The 17617-nt window shown below is 70.4% G+C and carries 14 protein-coding genes; 5 read left to right on the top strand and 9 right to left on the bottom strand.

Annotation, left to right across the window (positions count from 1 at the left end):
• Positions 1-62: 62 nt before the first annotated feature.
• On the bottom strand, positions 63-203 hold the full coding sequence (locus FHR56_RS13060) for a hypothetical protein (RefSeq protein ID WP_202406796.1): 141 nt from the start codon (positions 201-203) through the stop codon (positions 63-65).
• 107 nt (positions 204-310) lie between these two features.
• On the opposite strand from FHR56_RS13060, the gene FHR56_RS20660 reads away from it, so the two are divergent.
• The 4 genes from FHR56_RS20660 to FHR56_RS13080 all read left to right on the top strand — a co-directional run bounded on the left by FHR56_RS20660 (position 311) and on the right by FHR56_RS13080 (position 3452).
• Positions 311-529: a DUF2255 family protein gene (locus FHR56_RS20660; RefSeq protein ID WP_345776739.1), complete on the top strand. Its 219-nt coding sequence runs from the start codon at positions 311-313 to the stop codon at positions 527-529.
• Positions 526-1509, top strand: a complete 984-nt coding sequence (locus tag FHR56_RS13070; RefSeq protein ID WP_160945492.1) for an aldo/keto reductase — start codon at positions 526-528, stop codon at positions 1507-1509. Before FHR56_RS20660 ends, FHR56_RS13070 begins: the two co-directional genes overlap by 4 nt.
• Before the next feature lie 81 nt (positions 1510-1590).
• Positions 1591-2385: a carboxymuconolactone decarboxylase family protein gene (locus tag FHR56_RS13075; protein ID WP_160945491.1), complete on the top strand. Its 795-nt coding sequence runs from the start codon at positions 1591-1593 to the stop codon at positions 2383-2385.
• An 86-nt stretch (positions 2386-2471) separates the two neighbouring features.
• Entirely contained in the window at positions 2472-3452 is a 981-nt protein-coding gene (locus tag FHR56_RS13080; RefSeq protein ID WP_160945490.1) for an amidohydrolase family protein, read from the top strand.
• A gap of 244 nt (positions 3453-3696) precedes the next feature.
• On the opposite strand, the gene glgX is transcribed toward FHR56_RS13080, so the two are convergent.
• The 7 genes from glgX to glgA all read right to left on the bottom strand — a co-directional run bounded on the left by glgX (position 3697) and on the right by glgA (position 16497).
• The gene (gene glgX, locus FHR56_RS13085; protein ID WP_160945489.1) at positions 3697-5865 is read right to left on the bottom strand and encodes a glycogen debranching protein GlgX; all 2169 of its coding nucleotides are present in this window, start codon (positions 5863-5865) and stop codon (positions 3697-3699) included.
• A gap of 9 nt (positions 5866-5874) precedes the next feature.
• On the bottom strand, positions 5875-6087 hold the full coding sequence (locus FHR56_RS13090) for a DUF2934 domain-containing protein (RefSeq protein ID WP_160945488.1): 213 nt from the start codon (positions 6085-6087) through the stop codon (positions 5875-5877).
• Between the two features lie 14 nt (positions 6088-6101).
• A complete protein-coding gene (gene treY / locus FHR56_RS13095) occupies positions 6102-8717 on the bottom strand; it encodes a malto-oligosyltrehalose synthase (protein WP_184502677.1) in 2616 nt (871 codons plus the stop codon).
• Positions 8714-10681 (bottom strand): 4-alpha-glucanotransferase, encoded by a 1968-nt coding sequence (gene malQ, locus FHR56_RS13100; protein ID WP_160945487.1) that lies wholly within the window; start codon positions 10679-10681, stop codon positions 8714-8716. Before malQ ends, treY begins: the two co-directional genes overlap by 4 nt.
• A 151-nt stretch (positions 10682-10832) precedes the next feature.
• Positions 10833-12620: a malto-oligosyltrehalose trehalohydrolase gene (gene treZ / locus FHR56_RS13105; RefSeq protein ID WP_184502641.1), complete on the bottom strand. Its 1788-nt coding sequence runs from the start codon at positions 12618-12620 to the stop codon at positions 10833-10835.
• Between the two features lie 2 nt (positions 12621-12622).
• On the bottom strand, positions 12623-14848 hold the full coding sequence (locus FHR56_RS13110) for a 1,4-alpha-glucan branching enzyme (RefSeq protein ID WP_343160737.1): 2226 nt from the start codon (positions 14846-14848) through the stop codon (positions 12623-12625).
• Between the two features lie 17 nt (positions 14849-14865).
• Positions 14866-16497, bottom strand: a complete 1632-nt coding sequence (glgA, locus tag FHR56_RS13115) for a glycogen synthase GlgA (protein WP_160945484.1) — start codon at positions 16495-16497, stop codon at positions 14866-14868.
• A 175-nt stretch (positions 16498-16672) separates the two neighbouring features.
• Between glgA and FHR56_RS20665 the strand changes: the two genes are divergently transcribed.
• Entirely contained in the window at positions 16673-17122 is a 450-nt protein-coding gene (locus FHR56_RS20665; RefSeq protein ID WP_237473015.1) for a hypothetical protein, read from the top strand.
• Positions 17123-17184: 62 nt separating this feature from the next.
• Here FHR56_RS20665 and FHR56_RS13125 read toward each other — a convergent pair whose 3' ends face one another.
• Complete coding sequence (locus tag FHR56_RS13125; RefSeq protein WP_160945483.1) at positions 17185-17559, bottom strand: response regulator; 375 nt, start codon at positions 17557-17559, stop codon at positions 17185-17187.
• Positions 17560-17617: the final 58 nt, after the last annotated feature.

A 17617-nucleotide genomic window follows, 5' to 3' on the forward strand; every position in this document is an offset into this window, starting at 1 on the left:
TCCAGCCACGGCGTTTCAACAGCGCGGCCCCGTTGTTACGGGGCCGCCTGCATCGGTTTGGATCAGGTGGGAGGGTTCATGCGCTCGAACATCGCTTCGCCCAATTGGCGGGTGCGTGCGGAGGTGCCGACCAGCACCTCGTCCTTGCCTTCGGCGAGCTGCGCGAGCGTTTCGGCAGCGAAGTCTTCTGGAGTGACCATCATGCGATTGGCTGCACCGTCGCTGCGGGTTCCGCGGCGACCGGGCTACCATCCGGCCAGCGCTCTTTCGACGCGCTGTTTTTATCAAGGCAGGCGCTGGATCACAAGCGATTCCACTCCGCCAGAAGGCGGGACGCATCATCGCCGCCGGCATGACCCGCGAGGTCGCGTTCGCACCGGTCGAAGGCTCGTTCAACGACCGCGTCGACGCCGCATATCCGCCCGAGTATGGCGAGAGCCAGTACCTCGCGCCGATGATCGGCGTCCGGGCGCGCGCGGCCACCGTCCGCATCACACCACGAGCAACCACGAGGGAGACGAAACGATGATCAGACGCAAACTCGGCCAGGGGCTGGAGGTCTCGGCGCTGTCGCTCGGCGCCATGGGATACGGCAAGGCCCGCGACCTGCCCGACCGCGCCGACATGATCGCTCTCATCCGCACGGCGGTCGATCGCGGCATGGATTTCTTCGACACCGCCGAAGTCTATGGACCCTGGACCAACGAGGAAATGGTCGGCGAGGCGCTTGCGCCCGTGCGCGACAAGGTCACGCTTGCCACCAAGTTCGGCTGGGACATCGACCAGGAAACCGGCGAGCATCGGGGCGGAGTCAACAGCAAGCCTGCACAGATCCGGCGATCCATCGAGGGCAGTCTCAAGCGGCTGCGTACCGACCATATCGATCTCTACTACCAGCACCGGGTCGATCCCGAGGTGCCGATGGAGGAGGTCGCCGGTACAGTCAAGGATCTGATCGCGGAGGGCAAGGTCCGTTGGTTCGGCATGTCCGAAGCCAGTCCCGAGTCGATCCGCCGTGCGCACGTAGTGCAGCCGCTGGCGGCGCTGCAGAGCGAATATTCCCTGTGGACGCGCGAGCCCGAGGCCGAGGTCCTTCCGACCATCGAGGCGCTGGGCATCGGGCTGGTGCCGTACAGTCCGCTGGGCAAGGGCTTTCTGACCGGCAAGATCGACGCCAGCACGACGTTCGATGGTTCCGATATTCGCGCGCAGACGCCGCGCTTCGCCGAAGATGCCAGGATCGCCAACCAGAAGCTTGTCGATCTCATCCGCAGAATCGGTGAGAAGCACGGCGCAACGCCGGCCCAGGTGGCGCTGGCCTGGCTACTTGCGCAAAAGCCCTGGATCGTACCGTTGTTCGGCACGCGCAGGCTCGAACGCTTCGATGAAAACATCGGCGCACTGCAGGTGAAGCTCGACCAGGCCGATCTCGACGAGATCCAAGAGACCAAGATCGTCATCGAGGGCGCGCGTTATCCAGAAGCCATCATGCGGTTCTCGGGACGGTAACCCGCAGCGAGCTAAACGCCTTGGCTTCGAATCCAGGCCGCATGGCATCCGCGCCAGCGAACAGCCGAATGAGGAGATCGAATGAAGCACATCGTGATCGCGGCCGCCATCACGCTCGCCCTGGGCGAGCCTGTCTTTGCAAAAGAGAAAAGAGGAACCATCAGCATGCCGGAAAGCATATCGTTCCTGTCCGCGAAGGACATCGAATCCGTCTCCCCCGCCCTGGCTCGTTACGCCCGCGAAGACGTGCTCGCCGACCTGTGGCGACGCCCGCAACTGTCGGCACGCGACCGCAGCATCGTCACGCTTGCCATCCTCATCGCGCGCAACCAGCCCGCCGAGTTCAAGCATCAGGTGGGCGTGGCGCTCGACAACGGCGTCACCGCGGCCGAAGTCTCGGAAATCATTACGCATCTCGCTTTCTATGCGGGTTGGCCGAATGCCATGTCAGCTATCGCGGTCACCCGGGAGGTGTTCGCCGGCCGCGACATCGCCGCCAACCAACTGCCGCCGGCATCGCCGCCGTTGTTGCCGCTCAACGAGGAAGCAGAGCGCCAGCGCGCCGCGACGGTCGAGGCGAATGTCGGTTCGATCTCGCCCGGTTTGGTGAAGTTCACGGCCGATCCGCTGTTTCTGGACCTTTGGCAGCGCCCCGGGCTCACGCCACGCGATCGCAGCCTGGTCACGGTCAGTTCGCTGATCGCGTCCGGCCAGAGCGCCCAAGTCAGCTATCACCTGGGCCGCGCCATGGATAACGGCCTGACCGCAGAGGAGGCCGGCGAAGTGATCGCCCATGCTGCGTTCTATGCGGGCTGGCCGAACGCTTTCTCCGCGGTGCCCGTGGTGGGCGAGGTGCTGCGCGGACGCGCCAGGTAGCAGTGGCGCCTTGCGAGGCGGAGAACTGCGGCGCGCGTCCCACCTGCCAAGCGAGCATGCATCAACTAGGGCACCGGAGTTCAACCATGAAGATCGTGGCAATCGAAGAACACGTGCTTCCGGCCGACATCAAGCAAGCCTGGGAGACCATCCCCGGTGCGGACGATGGAACCCTGGCGCTCAATCCTTCCTTCATCGACGAGCGCCTTGCCGATCTGGCCGACAAACGGCTGGCCCTGATGGATGAAACCGGCGTGGATGTGCAGGTACTGTCGCTGACGACGCCGGGCCTGAACAATCTCGCCGAGCCTGGCGTCGAGCTGGCTTGCCGTGTCAACGAACTGATGGCGGCGACGATGCGCAGCAATCCCACGCGCTTCCAGTTCCTGGCCGCGTTGCCGTTCGCCCACGCCGATGCGGCCGCGAGCGAGCTACGCCGGTCCGTGGTGGAGCTAGGCGCCAAGGGCGGCATCCTGTACGGCCGTGTCGGCAACCGGCGTCTCGACGACGCACTGTTCGAACCGACCTACGCGTGCGCAGCCGATCTCGATGTCCCGTTGCTGATCCATCCGCAGATTCCGCAGGCGGCAGTGTGCGCTTCCTACTACAGCGGATTCACTCCTGCGATCGATCTGGCCCTGTCGACCTTCGGGCTCGGCTGGCACTACGAGGCAGGCATGGAGTTCGTGCGGATGGTGCTGGGCGGCGTCTTCGACCGCCATCCCAAGCTACAGGTCATTCTCGGGCATTGGGGGGAGGTAGTGATCTTCTACCTGGAGCGCCTGGTCATGCTGGACAGGGTGGCCAAGCTGCGCAAACCGTTCATGGCCTACGTGAAGGAGAATCTTTATCTGACCGCCAGTGGCATGTTCAGTGCGGACTACCTGCAGCGGGCGATGGACGCGGTCGGGCCGGACCGCATTCTGTTCTCGACCGACTACCCCTATCAGTATCGGCCTGGTGGCGATGCGCGACGCTTCGTCGCAGCACTTCCTCAGGATGAGGAGACTAAGCATAAGTTCGCGTACGCCAATTGGGAGCGACTGACCAGCCCCAGGGTTGGGTGACGCTGGAATCGCAGCGCGCGCGCCGCTTCACTTGGTGACAGAGCTCGACGATCGATACGGTGGCGACAAGGGGCTCCAACGCCGCTGCCACTCGTGACCTTCGCGAGTCGCACCGGAAAATCCGTCCAGTGGCTTAACCCTTGCAGGCTTCAGTCGCGGCTGAAGCCGCTCCTACATGAGCAGGCCTGTCTGTGCGGACAGCGGCCCAGTACTCGATCTGCGCCGCTGTCTGCCGCTGTTCGCGTTACGCCGCCGGTGGCGGCGCCGCGTTCTGGTGCTGGGCGGCGGCGGCCTTGCCGTCGCGCTCCGCTGCCAGCAGGGTCAGCGAGCGGCAGATGCCGTGCCATTGCGAGCCGCCGGGCAGGCCGCGTTCGTGGTCGCGTTCGGCGGTGTCGATCAGCACGCGCCAGTGCTCGCCCTCGACCATCGGCAAGGTGAAGGTCACGTCCTCGGTGGAGCCGTTGACGATCATCAGCAAGGTCACGTTCGACGCCGCCTGGCGCAGGCCGCTGGACGGGGCGCGGCCGTCCAGGCGCATCATCAGGGCGCGGGCGTGCGGGTCGTGCCAGGAGGCTTCGGTCATTTCCTCGCCGTCCGGGGCCAGCCAGGTCACGTCCTTGATGCCCAATTCCTCGTCGTAGGCGCCGTCGAAGAAGCGCGCGCGGTGCAGCAGCGGGTAGTGCGCGCGCAGGTGGGTCAGGCGCGACACGAAGGTGCTGAGCTGGTGCGCGCGCGGGCCGGTTTCCCAGTTCAGCCAGGTCAGTTCGTTGTCCTGGCAGTAGGTGTTGTTGTTGCCGCCCTTGCTGCGGCCGAACTCGTCGCCGGCCAGCAGCATCGGCGTGCCCTGCGACAGCAGCAGGGTGGCCAGCATGTTGCGCATCTGCCGCAGGCGCAGGGCGTTGATCTGCTCGTCGTCGGTCTCGCCTTCCACGCCGTAGTTGGCGGAAATGTTGTTGTCCGAGCCGTCGCGGTTGTGCTCGCCGTTGGCTTCGTTGTGCTTGTGGGAATAGCTGACCAGGTCGTGCAGGGTGAAGCCGTCGTGGGCGGTGACGAAGTTGACCGAGGCGGTCGGGCGGCGACCGCGGTGATGGAACAGGTCGGCCGAGCCGGTCAGGCGCGTGGCCAGTTCGGCCAGCTGGCCTTCGTCGCCGCGCCAGAACGCGCGCACGTTGTCGCGGAACTTGTCGTTCCACTCCGACCAGCCCGGCGGGAAGCCGCCGACCTGGTAGCCGCCGGGGCCGACGTCCCACGGTTCGGCGATCAGCTTGACCTGGCTCAGAAGCGGGTCCTGGCGGCAGGCGTCGAGAAAGCCGCCCTTGGGATCGAAGCCGTGGTGCTCGCGGCCGAGGATGGTGGCCAGGTCGAAGCGGAACCCGTCCACGTGCATCTCCGACACCCAGTAGCGCAGCGAGTCGTTGACCATGCGCAGCGCGCCGGCGTTGGTCAGGTCGAAGGTGTTCCCGGTGCCGGTGTCGTTGATGTAGAAGCGACGGTCCTCGGCCAGGCGGTAGTAGCTGGCGTTGTCGATGCCCTTGAACGACAGCGTCGGCCCCAGTTCGTTGCCTTCGGCGGTGTGGTTGTAGACCACGTCCAGGATCACTTCCAGCCCGGCGCTGTGCAGCCGCGCCACCATCTGTTTGAACTCGGACACCGTGCGCGTGGCCATGTAGCGCGGGTGCGGGGCGAAGAAGCCGATGGTGTTGTAGCCCCAGTAATTGCGCAGGCCCTGCTTGAGCAGGTATTCGTCGTCGACGAAGGTGTGCACCGGCAGCAGTTCCACCGCGGTCATGCCCAGGCGCTTGATGTGCTCGACCACCTCGTCCACCTTCAGCCCGGAGAAGGTGCCGCGCCAGGCCTCGGGAACCGAGGGATGGCGCATGGTGGTGCCGCGCAGGTGGGTCTCGTAGATCACCGTGCTGTCCCACGGCGTCTGCGGGCGCTGGTCCTTGCCCCAGGTGAAGGCCGGATCGATCACCGCGCACTTGGGCATGTAGGCGGCGCTGTCGCGGCGGTCGAAGCTCAGGTCGGCATCCTTGTGGCCGATGGTGTAGCCGAACAGCGCCGGCGCCCACTTCAGTTCGCCGACCAGTTGCTTGGCGTAGGGGTCGAGCAGCAGCTTGTTGGGGTTGAAGCGGTGCCCGGCGTCGGGCGCGTACGGGCCGTACACGCGGTAGCCGTAGAGCTGGCCCGGGCGCGCGTCGGGCAGGTAGCCGTGCCAGACCTCGTCGGTGTACTCGGGCAGCGCGATGCGCTCGATCTCGCGGCCGCGATCGTCGAACAGGCACAGCTCCACCTTGGTGGCGTGCGCCGAGTACAGGGCGAAGTTCACCCCCAGGCCATCCCAGGTGGCGCCCAGGGGGTAGGGCAGGCCTTCGCGAATACGCGAACGGCGGGTGAGCTTGCGCACGGGCATGGACAATCCTTACGAAGAGGCGGAGCCGTTGCCGGCGCTGCGGAGCGATTGCGGAGGCGGCAGTGCGTCGGCGTCGACGTGGGCTTCGGCGGCCGCTTCCGCGTCCGCCAGGCGTTCGGCCATGGCCCAGTGGCGGGCGGCATGGCCGTCGGGTCGCCCTTCGGCTTCCCAGATTTCGTGTGCGAGTTGGCGGATACGGCGTTGGCGTGTTTCTGCGTCCATGGCTTCTTGCGGGATCAGGGGGAGGCCACCAGCACGGCAACCGGGAATTCGGCGAACAGGGCCGACACCGGGACGGCCGACATGGCGTCGACGGTAGCACCGGCCAGCACCGGACGATACTGTGCCTGCGGTAGTGTCAGAACCGTGTCACGCCAATCCAGCTGCGCCCGCAGCGGCGCGTCCGGCCGCAACGCCTGCGCGGCGGCGCTCAGCCGCGGCACCGCTACCACCAGCGAGGCGCCCTCGTGTTCGCGCACGAAGCCCAGCACGTGCTGCGCCTGTGCGCCCTGCGCCTGCAGCGGCCGGTAGCTACCGCCTGCAAACAGCGCCGGATGCGCGCGCCGCAACTGCAGCAACTGTGCGGTCAGCCAGGCCTTGACGTGCCCGCTGTGCCAATCCTGCAGCAGGGCGTCCGGCGCGGTGGCGTCGCGCAGCCAGGCCTGGCGCAGCGCGTAGTCGACGGGGCGGCGGTTGTCCGGATCCACCAGCGACAGGTCCCAGCCTTCGCTGCCCTGGTACAGGTCGGGCACGCCGGGCACGGTCAGGCGCAGGGTGGTCTGCACCAGGCTGTTGAGCGCGCCGGCCGGGGCCAGCGCCGCGGCCGCCTGCGCCAGCGCCTCGCGCAGCGCGGCACCGGCCGGCTGCAGCAGCGCGGCGTCGAGCAGGGCGCGCGCATTGCGCTCGTAGTCCTCGTCCGGCCAGGTCCAGTGGGTGCGCAGCTTGGCTTCGCGCGCGGCCTTGAGCTGCCAGGCGCCAATGCGTTCGGCGTAGTCGTGCAGGCCGTCGGCGTCGTCCACCGCCAGTTCCAGCGGCCAGGCCGCCACCAGCATCTGCCACAACATCAGCAGGTCGCCGGGCAGCGGTGCGGCGCTGCCGGCCGGCAGCAGGTCGGCCGACAGCGCCTGGAAGCGCGTCACCTGCGCGTCCCACCACGGCGCCTGCGCGCTGAGCGCGGCCAGGCGCATGCGCACGTCTTCGCCGCGCTTGTGGTCGTGGGTGGCGGTGGCCAGCAGCGCACGCGGATAGCGTTGCGCGCGCACCGCGTTGGCCGCGTGGAATTCCTCCGGCGTCAGCGCGAACACGTCCGGCTCGCTGCCCACCTCGTTGCGCGAGAGCAGCACGCCGTGGCGGTAGAAGGAGGTGTCCTCCACCGACTTGGCGTTGAGCGGCGCCGACAGCTGCTCCAGGCGCCGGCGCACGATCCGCCGCAGCGCCACCTGCGCCTTGCCGGTACCGCGGCCGTCGCGGCTCCAGCGTTCGATCGCGTCGATCGCCGCGCAGACCCGCGGTTCGGCGCCGGCGCGCGCGCGCTGCGCGGCCTGGGCCAGGCGCGCCGCGTCGTCGTCGTCCAGGCCGTCGGGTCCGGCGTAGGTGCGGTACACCTCGAACTGCCGCAGCAAGGCCATCAGCCCGCGCGCCAGCATCTGCGGGCTGAACTCGCGGGTCAGCGGATCCAGGTGCGCGGCGGCGCCCAGCGCCTGCACGGTGCGCACGAACTCGGCCTGCAGCGAACCCTGCAGGATCTCGTCGCGCGCGGCGCGCTGTTCCTGGCCGAAGTCGCCGCTGCGCCCGCTCCAGCGCCGCCACAGGGCAGTCAGCGGCGCGGCGCCGGCCGGATCGTGCAGCACTGCGGCAACCTGGTCCATGAAGTCGTAGCCGGTGGTGCCGTCGCAGGGCCAGTCGCTGCGCAGCTGCTCATGCGGGGCCAGGATCTTTTCCAGGTACAGGGCGATGCCGCCGGCGGCGATGCCGCGACGGCGGCCGGCGCGGTCCAGTTGCGTGCGCAGCCGCTGCACGTAGCCGGTGGGATCGGCCAGGCCGTCGACGTGGTCGACCCGCACGCCATCGAGATGGCCCTCGGCGACCAGCCGCAGCGGCAACTCGTGGACCGCGGCGAACACGTCGTTTTGCTCCACCCGCAGCGCCGCCAGCGAGGTGATGTCGAAGAAGCGGCGGTAGTTGAGCATGTCATTGCCGACCCGCCACCAGGCCAGGCGATAGCACTGGCGTTCGATCAGCCGGTGCAGGGCGTCGTCGCCCAGCCGCGCGGCGTCGTTGAGCCGGGCCGCCCAGGCCGGGCGCGCGCTCGCCGGTTCCTGGGCGATGGCACCGTCCAGGCGGATCGGGAAGCGTTGGTCGTGGTGCAGCAGGACGACGCTGCCGTCCTCGGCCACCTGCAACTGCAGCGCGCCTTCGCTCAGCGCCTGCGCATAGGGGCGGTCCAGCACCGGCAGCCACAGCTTGCCCTCGCGTCCGGGCGCACGCCAATCGATGTCGAACCAGCCGGCATGGCGGCTGCGCCGGCCATGGGTGAGCACGTCCCACCACCACGGATTGCTCGGGTGGGTGGCCATGTGGTTGGGCACGATGTCCAGGATCAGGCCCATGCCGTGGCTGCGCGCGCGCTCGGACAGGTGCAGCAGCGCCGGCTCGCCGCCGAGCTCGGGATTGACCTGGCGCGGATCGGTGACGTCGTAGCCATGGGTGGAGCCGGGCACGGCGGTGCCGATCGGCGACAGGTACAGGTGGCTGATGCCCAGCCCGGCGTAGTACGGCACCTGCGCGGCGGCGTCGAGCAGGGTGAAACCGGCATGCAGTTGCAGGCGGGCGGTGGCCCGCAGGGGAATCATGCGCATGCGTCGGCTCCTTGCGCGGCGGTGGCGGTGGTCTGGCGGGTCTGGGCGAAGGCGTCCAGGCGCGTGGCGAGGGTGGCGGCGGATGCAGCCGCATCGGGCGCGGGCAGGCGCCGGCGCCAGTTCGGGTGGCCGTCGACGGTGCCGGGCAGGTTGGGTTGCTGGTCCAGGCTCAGCGCGTCCTCGGCCGGCAGCAGCGCCAGCGGCGACGGCGTAGCGGCGACGAAGCGCAGCGCGCCCAGTTCCGGGTCGGCGGCCTCGGCGGGCGGCAGCGCCGCGGCCACCGCCTGGTCCATGCGCGCGACGTCGTCGGTGCGTGCCTGGTGATCGGCACGTTGCTGCGTGGCGTCGCTCAGCTGCAGGCGCCGGCGCCAGTCGATGTCCTCGCCGCGGCGCCAGCCGCGCAGGGTCGGCAGGTCATGGGTAGTGGTGGTGGCGAGGGCGTCGAGGCGCCACTGCGCCGGCGGCAGGAACGCGCCATCGCGGTCGCGGGTGAACAGCAGCACGTCGATGCCCATCACCCCGCGGCGCGACAGCTCGGCACGGATGCCGTCCGGCACCACGCCCAGGTCTTCGCCGATCACGATCGCGCGGTGCCGCCAGGACTCCAGCGCCAGCAGGCGCAGCAGGTCGTGCAGCGGATAGCGCAGGTACACGCCGGTGGACGAGGGCGCGCCGCGCGGGATCACCCACAGCCGCAGCAGGCCGAGGATGTGGTCGATGCGCACGCCGCCGCGATCGCGCATCACCGCGCGCAGCAGCTCGATGAACGGCGCAAAGCCGCTCGCGCGCAGCGCGGTCGGTGCGTAGCCGCAGATGCCCCAGGCCTGGCCGTCGCCGTTGAACGCGTCCGGCGGCGCGCCCAGTTCCAGCCCCTGCAGCACCGCCTGCGGCCAGGCCGCGGCCTCGGCGCCCTGCGCGTCGAAGCCTACCGCCAGGTCGGCGATCAGGCCGATGCCCATGCCGTCGGCACGCGCCTGGCGTTGCACGTCGGCCCAACTGCGCGCGGCCAGCCACTGCGCGAACCGGTGCAGGCCCGGATCGGCATCGCCGAAGTCCTGCGCAGCGAATGCGGCATGCGCGTGCAGGGCGCTGCCGCCGTCGCGTTCGAACGCGGCCAGGTCGGCGTGCAGCGCCGCGTCGGCCTGGCCGAAGGCGGCGTGCAGCTGCCGCAGCCACTGCCACTTCAGGGCGGCCGAGGCCGGCCAGTCGATCAGCGGCCGCGCCTGCGCCTCGGCGAAGGCCTGCGCCAGCCCGGCCGCGTCCAGTGCGCGCTGCGCGGCGTCGGCGCCGAGCACGCGCGCCGGCGCCGCCTGCAGCGGATCGAGGAAACGGCGGTCGCTGGGCGAGTAGGGGCTGTAGTGCGCGCCGATCGGCCGCGCCGCATGCACCGGGCTCAGCGCGATGGCGTCGCCGCCGGCCGCGGCGATGCGCGTGGCCCAGGCAGCGGTGCCGTCGGCGTCGCCGATGCCGGCATCGTAGGCGCCCGGCGCCGAATACACCTGCAGCGACAGGCCCCAGCGCCGCGGCTGCGCCGCGCCCACCGCGTCGGCGACGCCGTAGCAGCGTGGCGGCGCCACCGCCAGGGTGGTGCGGCGGTCGCCGTGCTGCAAGGTCCAGTAGCCGGCGGCCTCCGGCGCGACGAGGCGGCCCTGCGCGTCGCAGTGGCCGTGCAGCGCGCGGCCATCTTCGCTGTCGAGCCGGTACGCCGCACCGGGTGCGGCGCCGACCTCGACCGGCGCGCCGGCGTCGGCGGTCAGCAGCGGCGGCAGCGCCGCGTCGGCCTGCAGCCGGCGCAGGCTGTCGCGGCAGGCGGCGGGGTCGCGCGCGTCCAGGCCCAGCGCGCCGAGCACGTGACGCAGGGTGTCGTCGCCGACGGTGCGCGGGGTGTCGCTGGCGTCGATCCAGTCGACCAGCAGGCCGGCGGCGTCGGCCAGGGTGTGCAAGGAAGTGTCGGTCATGGGCAGGGCGAACCGGGCTGCAAAGCGGAGGAAGTGGCGTCCGCCGCGCTCCCGCTCGCGCGCGCCGTCGGCGCGTGCGCGGCGGTGGGCAGCGAACGAGGCGGCCAGCGTGCCGGCTGCGCTGTCGCGATGGCGTCGCGACAGCGGGTGCTCATGCGGCGTTGCCGGGTCGGTAGCGCGCGACGAAGGCGTTGGGCGGCAACTGCGCGGCATCGCCGCCGGCGCTCTCCGCGTGCACGGTGCTGCCGGGCAGGTCCAGCGCCACCGGCGCGTCGCCGAAGTTGGCGGCCACGTGCCATTCGCCATCGCCCAGGCGCCAGCCCGCGGCGACCGCCCGCGGGCCGAGTACCCGCGCGCCCAGCGCACTGGCCTGGGTCAGCGCCGGCACCAGGTGCTCGCGGCGCAGCGCCAGCAGCGCCGCGAACCAGTCGCGCCAGCGCGCGCCCTCGCCATGGGTGGCATCGCTGATGTCGGCGATCGAGGCCTGGAAGGTGCTGGGCGCGTTGGGATCGGGGATGGTGGCGCGCTGCTCTGGATCGGCGAAGGCGGCGAAGTGCGCGAACTCGCGGCGCCGGCCCTCGCGCACCGCCTCGTCCAGCGGCGGCGCGAAATCGGTGAAGAACTGGAACGGGGCGCGGCTGCCCCACGGCTCGCCCATGAAGAACAGCGGGATCATCGGGGTCAGCGCGGTCAACGCCAGCGCCGCGCGCAGCGCTGGCTCGGTCACCTGGGTGATCAGCCGGTCGCCGCGGGCGCGGTTGCCGATCTGGTCGTGGTTCTGCGCGAAGATCACGAACTTGTGCGGCGGCAGGTGGCCGCTGGGCTCGCCGCGCGCGTGGCCGCGGTGGTCGGCCTGGCCCTGGAAGGCGAAGCCTTCGCCGAGTACCCGCGCCAGGTGCTGCGCCGGCGCATCGGCGAAGCCGGCGTAGTAGCCCTCGTGTTCGCCGGTCAGCAGCACGTGCAGGCTGTTGTGGAAGTCGTCGTCCCACTGCGCGCTGTAGCCGCGCTCGAGCACGCCGGCCTGGTTGGCCTCGTTCTCCAGCACCAGGTGCACGTGGCGCCCGTCGGCGACGCTGGCCATGATCGCCTCGCGCAAGGTGTCGAGGAAGGCGTTGGGCACGATCGCGTGCACCGCATCCAGGCGCAGGCCGTCGAAGCGATACTCGTGCAGCCACATCAGCGCGTTGTCGATGAAGTAGCGCTGCACCGGCGGCAAGCGGAAATCGATCGCCGCGCCCCACGGCGTCGGCGCATCCTCGCGGAAGAAGGTCGAGGCGTACTGGCCCAGGTAATTGCCATCCGGGCCGAAATGGTTGTAGACCACGTCCAGGAACACGCTCAGGCCCAGGCCGTGGGCCTCGTCGATCAGCGCCTTGAGCTCGTCGGGATGGCCATAGGCCGAGGCCGGCGCGTACGGCAGCACGCCGTCGTAGCCCCAGTTGTGGCGGCCGGGGAATTCGGCCAGCGGCATCAGCTCGATCGCGGTGACGCCGAGCGCGGCCAGCGTCGGCAACTGCGCGCGCAGCCCGGCATAGCCGCCGCAGGTGCCCACGTGCAGTTCGTAGAACACGGTCTCGGCCCAGGGCCGGCCACGCCAGTCGCCGTGGCGCCAGGCATAGCCGTCGGTGGCCAGCACCGCGCTTGGGCCATGGACGCCGTCGGGTTGCCAGCGCGAGGCCGGGTCCGGCACCGGCGTGCCTCCGTCGATGGCGTAGCGGTAGCGGGTGCCGGGCGCGCACGCCAGGGTGGCGGCGAAGTAGCCGTCGCCGATCGCCTCCAGCGGCTGCCGCCGATCGTCGCCGAACACCAGCTCCACGCGCTCGGCATCCGGCGCCCACAGCGCGAAGGCGACCTCGCCGTTGGCGCCGGGCCAGGCGCCGGGGCGCAGCGCCGCGCGCGGTGCGGCGGAGGAATCGGTCGATACAGCAGTCGTGGCCATGGTCAAAGGTCCGGTTGCAGCCAAAGGGTGGACAGCGGCGGCAGGGTCAGCGCCAGCGATTGCGCATGCCCATGCATCGGCTGCGGCAGGGTCGACAGCACGCCGCCGTTGCCCTGGTTGGAACCGCCGTAATAGCCGCTGTCGCTGTTGAGAAGCTCGCGCCAGCGTCCACTACGCGGCACCCCCACGCGGTAATCGTGGAGTACGTTCGGCGTGAAATTGCTCACCGCCAGCAGCGGCGGCGCGGCGCCGTCGCGGTCGTGGCGGACGAAGGCGAACACGCTGTTGCGGGAGTCGTCGGCGATGCTCCATTCGAAGCCGTCGCTGCTGCGGTCGCTGCGGTACAGCGCCGGCAACGCGCGCAACTGCCGGTTGAGGTCGGCGACCAGCCGGGCAACGCCGCGGTGCTCGGGCTGTTGCGCCTGCGTCCAGTCCAGCGGCCGGTCGTGGTCCCAGTCCTGCCACTGCCCGAACTCGCAGCCCATGAACAGCAACTTGCGCCCGGGATGCGCCCACATGAAGGCCAGGTAGGCGCGCAGGTTGGCGAAGCGCTGCCAGGCGTCGCCGGGCATGCGCGCCAGCAACGAGCCCTTGCCGCGGGCCACCTCGTCGTGCGACAGCGGCAGCACGAAGTGCTCGGAGAACGCATACACCAGGCCGAAGGTCATCTCGCTGTGGTGATGCTGCCGGTACAGCGGATCGCGCTGCAGGTAGCGCAGCGTGTCGTGCGCCCAGCCCATGTTCCACTTGTGGCTGAAGCCCAGCCCGCCCTGCTGCGTGGGCGCGGTGGCGCCCGGCCAGGCGGTGGATTCCTCGGCGATGGTGCGCACGCCGGGGAAGCGCTGCGCGATCTCGTCGTTGAGGCGGCGCAGGAAGGCGATCGCCTCCAGGTTCTCGCGGCCGCCGTGGGCGTTGGGGATCCACTCGCCGGCGTTGCGGCCGTAGTCGCGGTACAGCATCGCCGCCACCGCATCCACGCGCAGGCCGTCGACATGGAAGCGCTCGATCCACTCCAGCGCGCTGCCGATCAGGTAGGCCACCACTTCCGGGCGGCCGTAGTTGTAGACCAGCGTATTCCACTCGCGGTGCACGCCTTCGCGCGGGTCGGCGTGTTCGTACAGGGCGCTGCCGTCGAAGCGGTGCAGGCCGTGCGGGTCGTCGGGGAAGTGCGCGCCCACCCAGTCCAGCAGCACGCCGATACCGGCCTGGTGGCAGGCATCGACGAAGCGCGCGAAGCGGTCGGCGTCACCGTGGCGCGCGGTCGGCGCGTACAGCCCCAGTGGCTGGTAGCCCCAGGAGCCGCCGAACGGATACTCGGCGATCGGCAGCAGTTCGATGTGGGTGAAGCCGAGCCCGCGCACGTAGGGAATCAGCTCGGCGGCCAGCGCATCCCAGTGCAGCGGCTGGCCGTGGCGGTCGTGGCGCCAGGAGCCGGCGTGCAGTTCGTAGATGCTCAGCGGCTGCGCGCTGCCGGCCTGCGCCTCGCGCTGCGCCAGCCAGGCCGCGTCATTCCATGTATGGGTGTCGGCGGACGGCACCACCGAGGCGGTGGACGGCGCCAGCGCGCTGCAGCGCGCGACCGGATCGGCCTTGCGCGGCAGCACGCTGCCGTCGGCAGCCTGCAATTCGTAGTGATAGTGCTCGCCGCCGTGCAGCCCGGGCACGAACAGTTCCCATACCCCGGATTCCGCATGAAGGCGCAGCGGATGCCGGCGCGCGTCCCAGCCATTGAAGTCGCCGACCAGCGCCACGCGCCTGGCCTGCGGTGCCCACACCGCGAAGCGCACGCCCTCCACCTCGCCGACACGGATGTGGTGCGCCCCGAGCGCGGTGCGCAGCGCGGCGCCGTCGCCGGCGGCCAGGTCCTGTAGCCAGGCCGGATCGAGCGTCGGCCCGAACGCATAGGGGTCGTCGCACTCCTGCACTGCGTCCGGCCACACGATGCGCAGCCGGTAGCGCATGGGCTGCTTCAGCTCGCCCTCGAACACACCCGCCGCCTGCGCATGCGCGCGCATGCGTGCCACCAGCTTGCCCTGCGCATCGAGCAGGCCCAGCGCCTCGGCGCCCGGCGCCAGCACGCGGACCCGGACCGTGCCGTCGGCCTGCGGATGCGGGCCGAGCCAGGCGAACGCATCGCCGGCCTCGCCGCGCGCCAGCGCCTGCAGCGCAAGGCCGTCGCCGTCGTCCTCCGTGTCCGCCGCCGGGTCCCGGCCGGCGGCCGGGTCCACGACGTGTTCCCGATCGCTCATGCGGCAGCCGTGGCGCCCGCCGCGGCCGGCGGCGTGGCGCCGGCCATCGCCGACACATGGCCGCTCGCCGCCACCGGGCCGGCGGTGCGCTCGTACAGCGCCATGTACTTGCGCCCGGCCAGTTCCCAGCCGCTGGGCCGCAGCATCGCCGCGCGGCGCATCGCCTGCAGCAGGCCCGGCAGGCGGAAGGTACGGAACACCCGCTGCAGGCAGCGGCGCAGGCCGTCGGCCGAGGCTTCCTCGAACAGGAAGCCGGTGACGCCGTCGTCCACCGTGTCGATCAGGCCGCCGGTGGCGTGGGCGATCGGCAGGCTGCCGAAGCGCTGCGCGTACATCTGGCTCAACCCGCAGGGCTCGAAGCGCGAGGGCATCAGCAGGAAGTCGGAGCCGGCGAACATGCGCCGCGCCAGCCGCTCCTCGAAGCCGATGTGCGCGCCGACATGGCCCGGGTAGCGCCGCGCCAGCGCCGCCACCGCCTGCTCGATCTGCGGCTCGCCGCCGCCGATGATCACGATCTGGCCGCCGGCCGCGACGATCTGCGGCGCCACCTCGCAGATCAGGTCCAGGCCCTTCTGGTGCACCAGCCGCGAGACCACCGCGAACAGCGGGCCGTCGCTGTCGAGCAGGCCGAACGCCTGGCGCACCTGCGCCGCGTTCTCGCGCTTGCCCTGGATCTGGCCGATCCCGAAGTGGGCCGGCAGGTGCGCGTCGGTGCGCGGGTCCCAGCTGGCGTCGATGCCGTTGACGATGCCGCTCAGGCGGCCGCTGGCGGCGCGTCGCGCCAGCAGCGTGTCCAGGCCGCAGCCCTGGGCCGGGCCGGTGATCTGCGCGGCGTAGCTGACGCTGACCGTGTTGACGTGGTCGGCGTGGACGATGCCCGCGCGCAGGAACGACATCTGCCCGTAGAACTCCAGGTCCTGCAGGCCCTCGGCGGGGATGCCAAGGGCACCGGCCATCGCGTACGGGAACAGGCCCTGGTAGGCCAGGTTGTGGATGGTCAGCAGGCACGGCGTGCGCCCGCCGGACCAGCGCACGTAGGCGGCGGCCAGCGCGCACGGCCAGTCGTTGAGGTGCAGCAGCTCCGGGGTCCAGTCCAGCCCCGCGCGGCCGCCGGCGATCTGCGCGGCGGCATGGGACAGGGTGGCGAAGCGCAGTGCGTTGTCTTCCCAGTCGCGGCCTTCGCTGCTCACGTAAGGCGAGCCCTGCCGCTCGAACAGCTGCGGGCACAGCAGCACGTACACGCACAGGCCGTCCGGGCGCTCGGCCCGGCCCAGCGCGCAATCCGGCAACCCGGCGTGCGCGGCGATGTGGCCGACGATCTCCAGCGGCCCGGTCTTGCGCAGCACCGCCGGGTAGCCCGGGATCAGCACGCGAATGTCGCAGCTGCCGCGTAGCGCGCGCGGCAAGGCCGCGGCCACGTCCCCCAGGCCGCCGGCCTTGATGAAGTCGGCCATTTCCGAGGTCACGAACAGGCTGGTCCGGCGCGGCGCCGGGTTCAGCTTGACGGTCACCTCGGCATTGCGGACGAAGCGGCCGCGCGCGTCGCGGTAGCGGCGGCGCGGCGCATGCAGCACCGGATGGGTATCGCGTTGTCTATCGGTCAGGTCGGCGGGAGTGGGGGGCGACATGGCGGTTCCGTCTGGGAAGGGGGAGGACGGGGCACACGGAAAGCGACTGCCGCCGCGCGTCCTGGCGGGCGCGCGACGTGAAGCAAGGAAAGAGGCACAGCAGCGTCGAAACGGGACAGCGTTGTTGCAATGCGATAATGCAGGAGCAAAGTACGAATGGCGCGATAAAAGAGGCGTGAAGCGCGCGCTTGTCTACAGCGAAATTGCGAGAGCGGCGCATAGTGGATTCGCCGAACGTCAGGCGCCGCAGGCCTGCATCGCGGCCTGGGCGCCAATGAACCGTTTAGCTTTCATTGCCGCATGCGTGCCGCGCTTCGGTGCGACCGCGGCGGACACCTCCGTTGTGCGAGCTTCATGCGGTCTATGGTGCAGTGTGCTCATGACAGTCCTGAAACCGCAGATGCGTCGCGAATTGGACGGCTTCGTCCTCGACGGCTTGCTGCGCGCGTGCCCGGATGGCGTGCTCGAGCCGCAGATCCGGATCACCGGCGACGATGGCGTGGTGCGCGGTCGGCACGCATTCGACGGGGTGTACTTCCGTGATGCGCACGCCGGCGCGTACTTCGTCGCCGAGCGCCTGGCGGCGATCCGTTCGGCACGGTACGGCAAGCTGGTCTTCGCCTGACCCCCCATGTCGGGCATGCCGCGTGCGAGCGCCGCGGCAACGCATGCCGGCGCGTGCGCCACTCAGCGTCCGGTCTGCAGACGGTCCAGCGCCGCCAACAGGTCGGTGCGGCGGTATGGCTTGGGTAGGAAGCCGGTGCGTGCAGGCAGCATCCAGGGTTCTGGCGCATGCATGCCGGACGTGAGCAGGGCGGGGATGACGATGCCGCGGCGGCGCAATTGACGCACCATGCTCAGGCCGTCGCAGCGGGGCATCTGCACGTCGCTGAAGATCAACTCCACGTCCGGGTGCCGCTCCAGCACCTCCAGCGCTTCCTGTGCGGTCGCCGCCGACAGCACCCGGTATCCATCGGCGGCCAGCATGGCGGCGGCTAACTCCCGTATCGTCTGGTCGTCCTCCACCAAAAGAATGGCGGTGGAGACGGGTGTCGCGCGCATAATGCCGTTATCGCCCCGTGAGTGATCGTTGTCAGATTCACGATTCGGCAGTGAAGCC

Origin of the sequence: Xanthomonas sp. F10 (assembly GCF_014206815.1) — a bacterium.
Lineage (GTDB): Bacteria > Pseudomonadota > Gammaproteobacteria > Xanthomonadales > Xanthomonadaceae > Xanthomonas_A > Xanthomonas_A indica.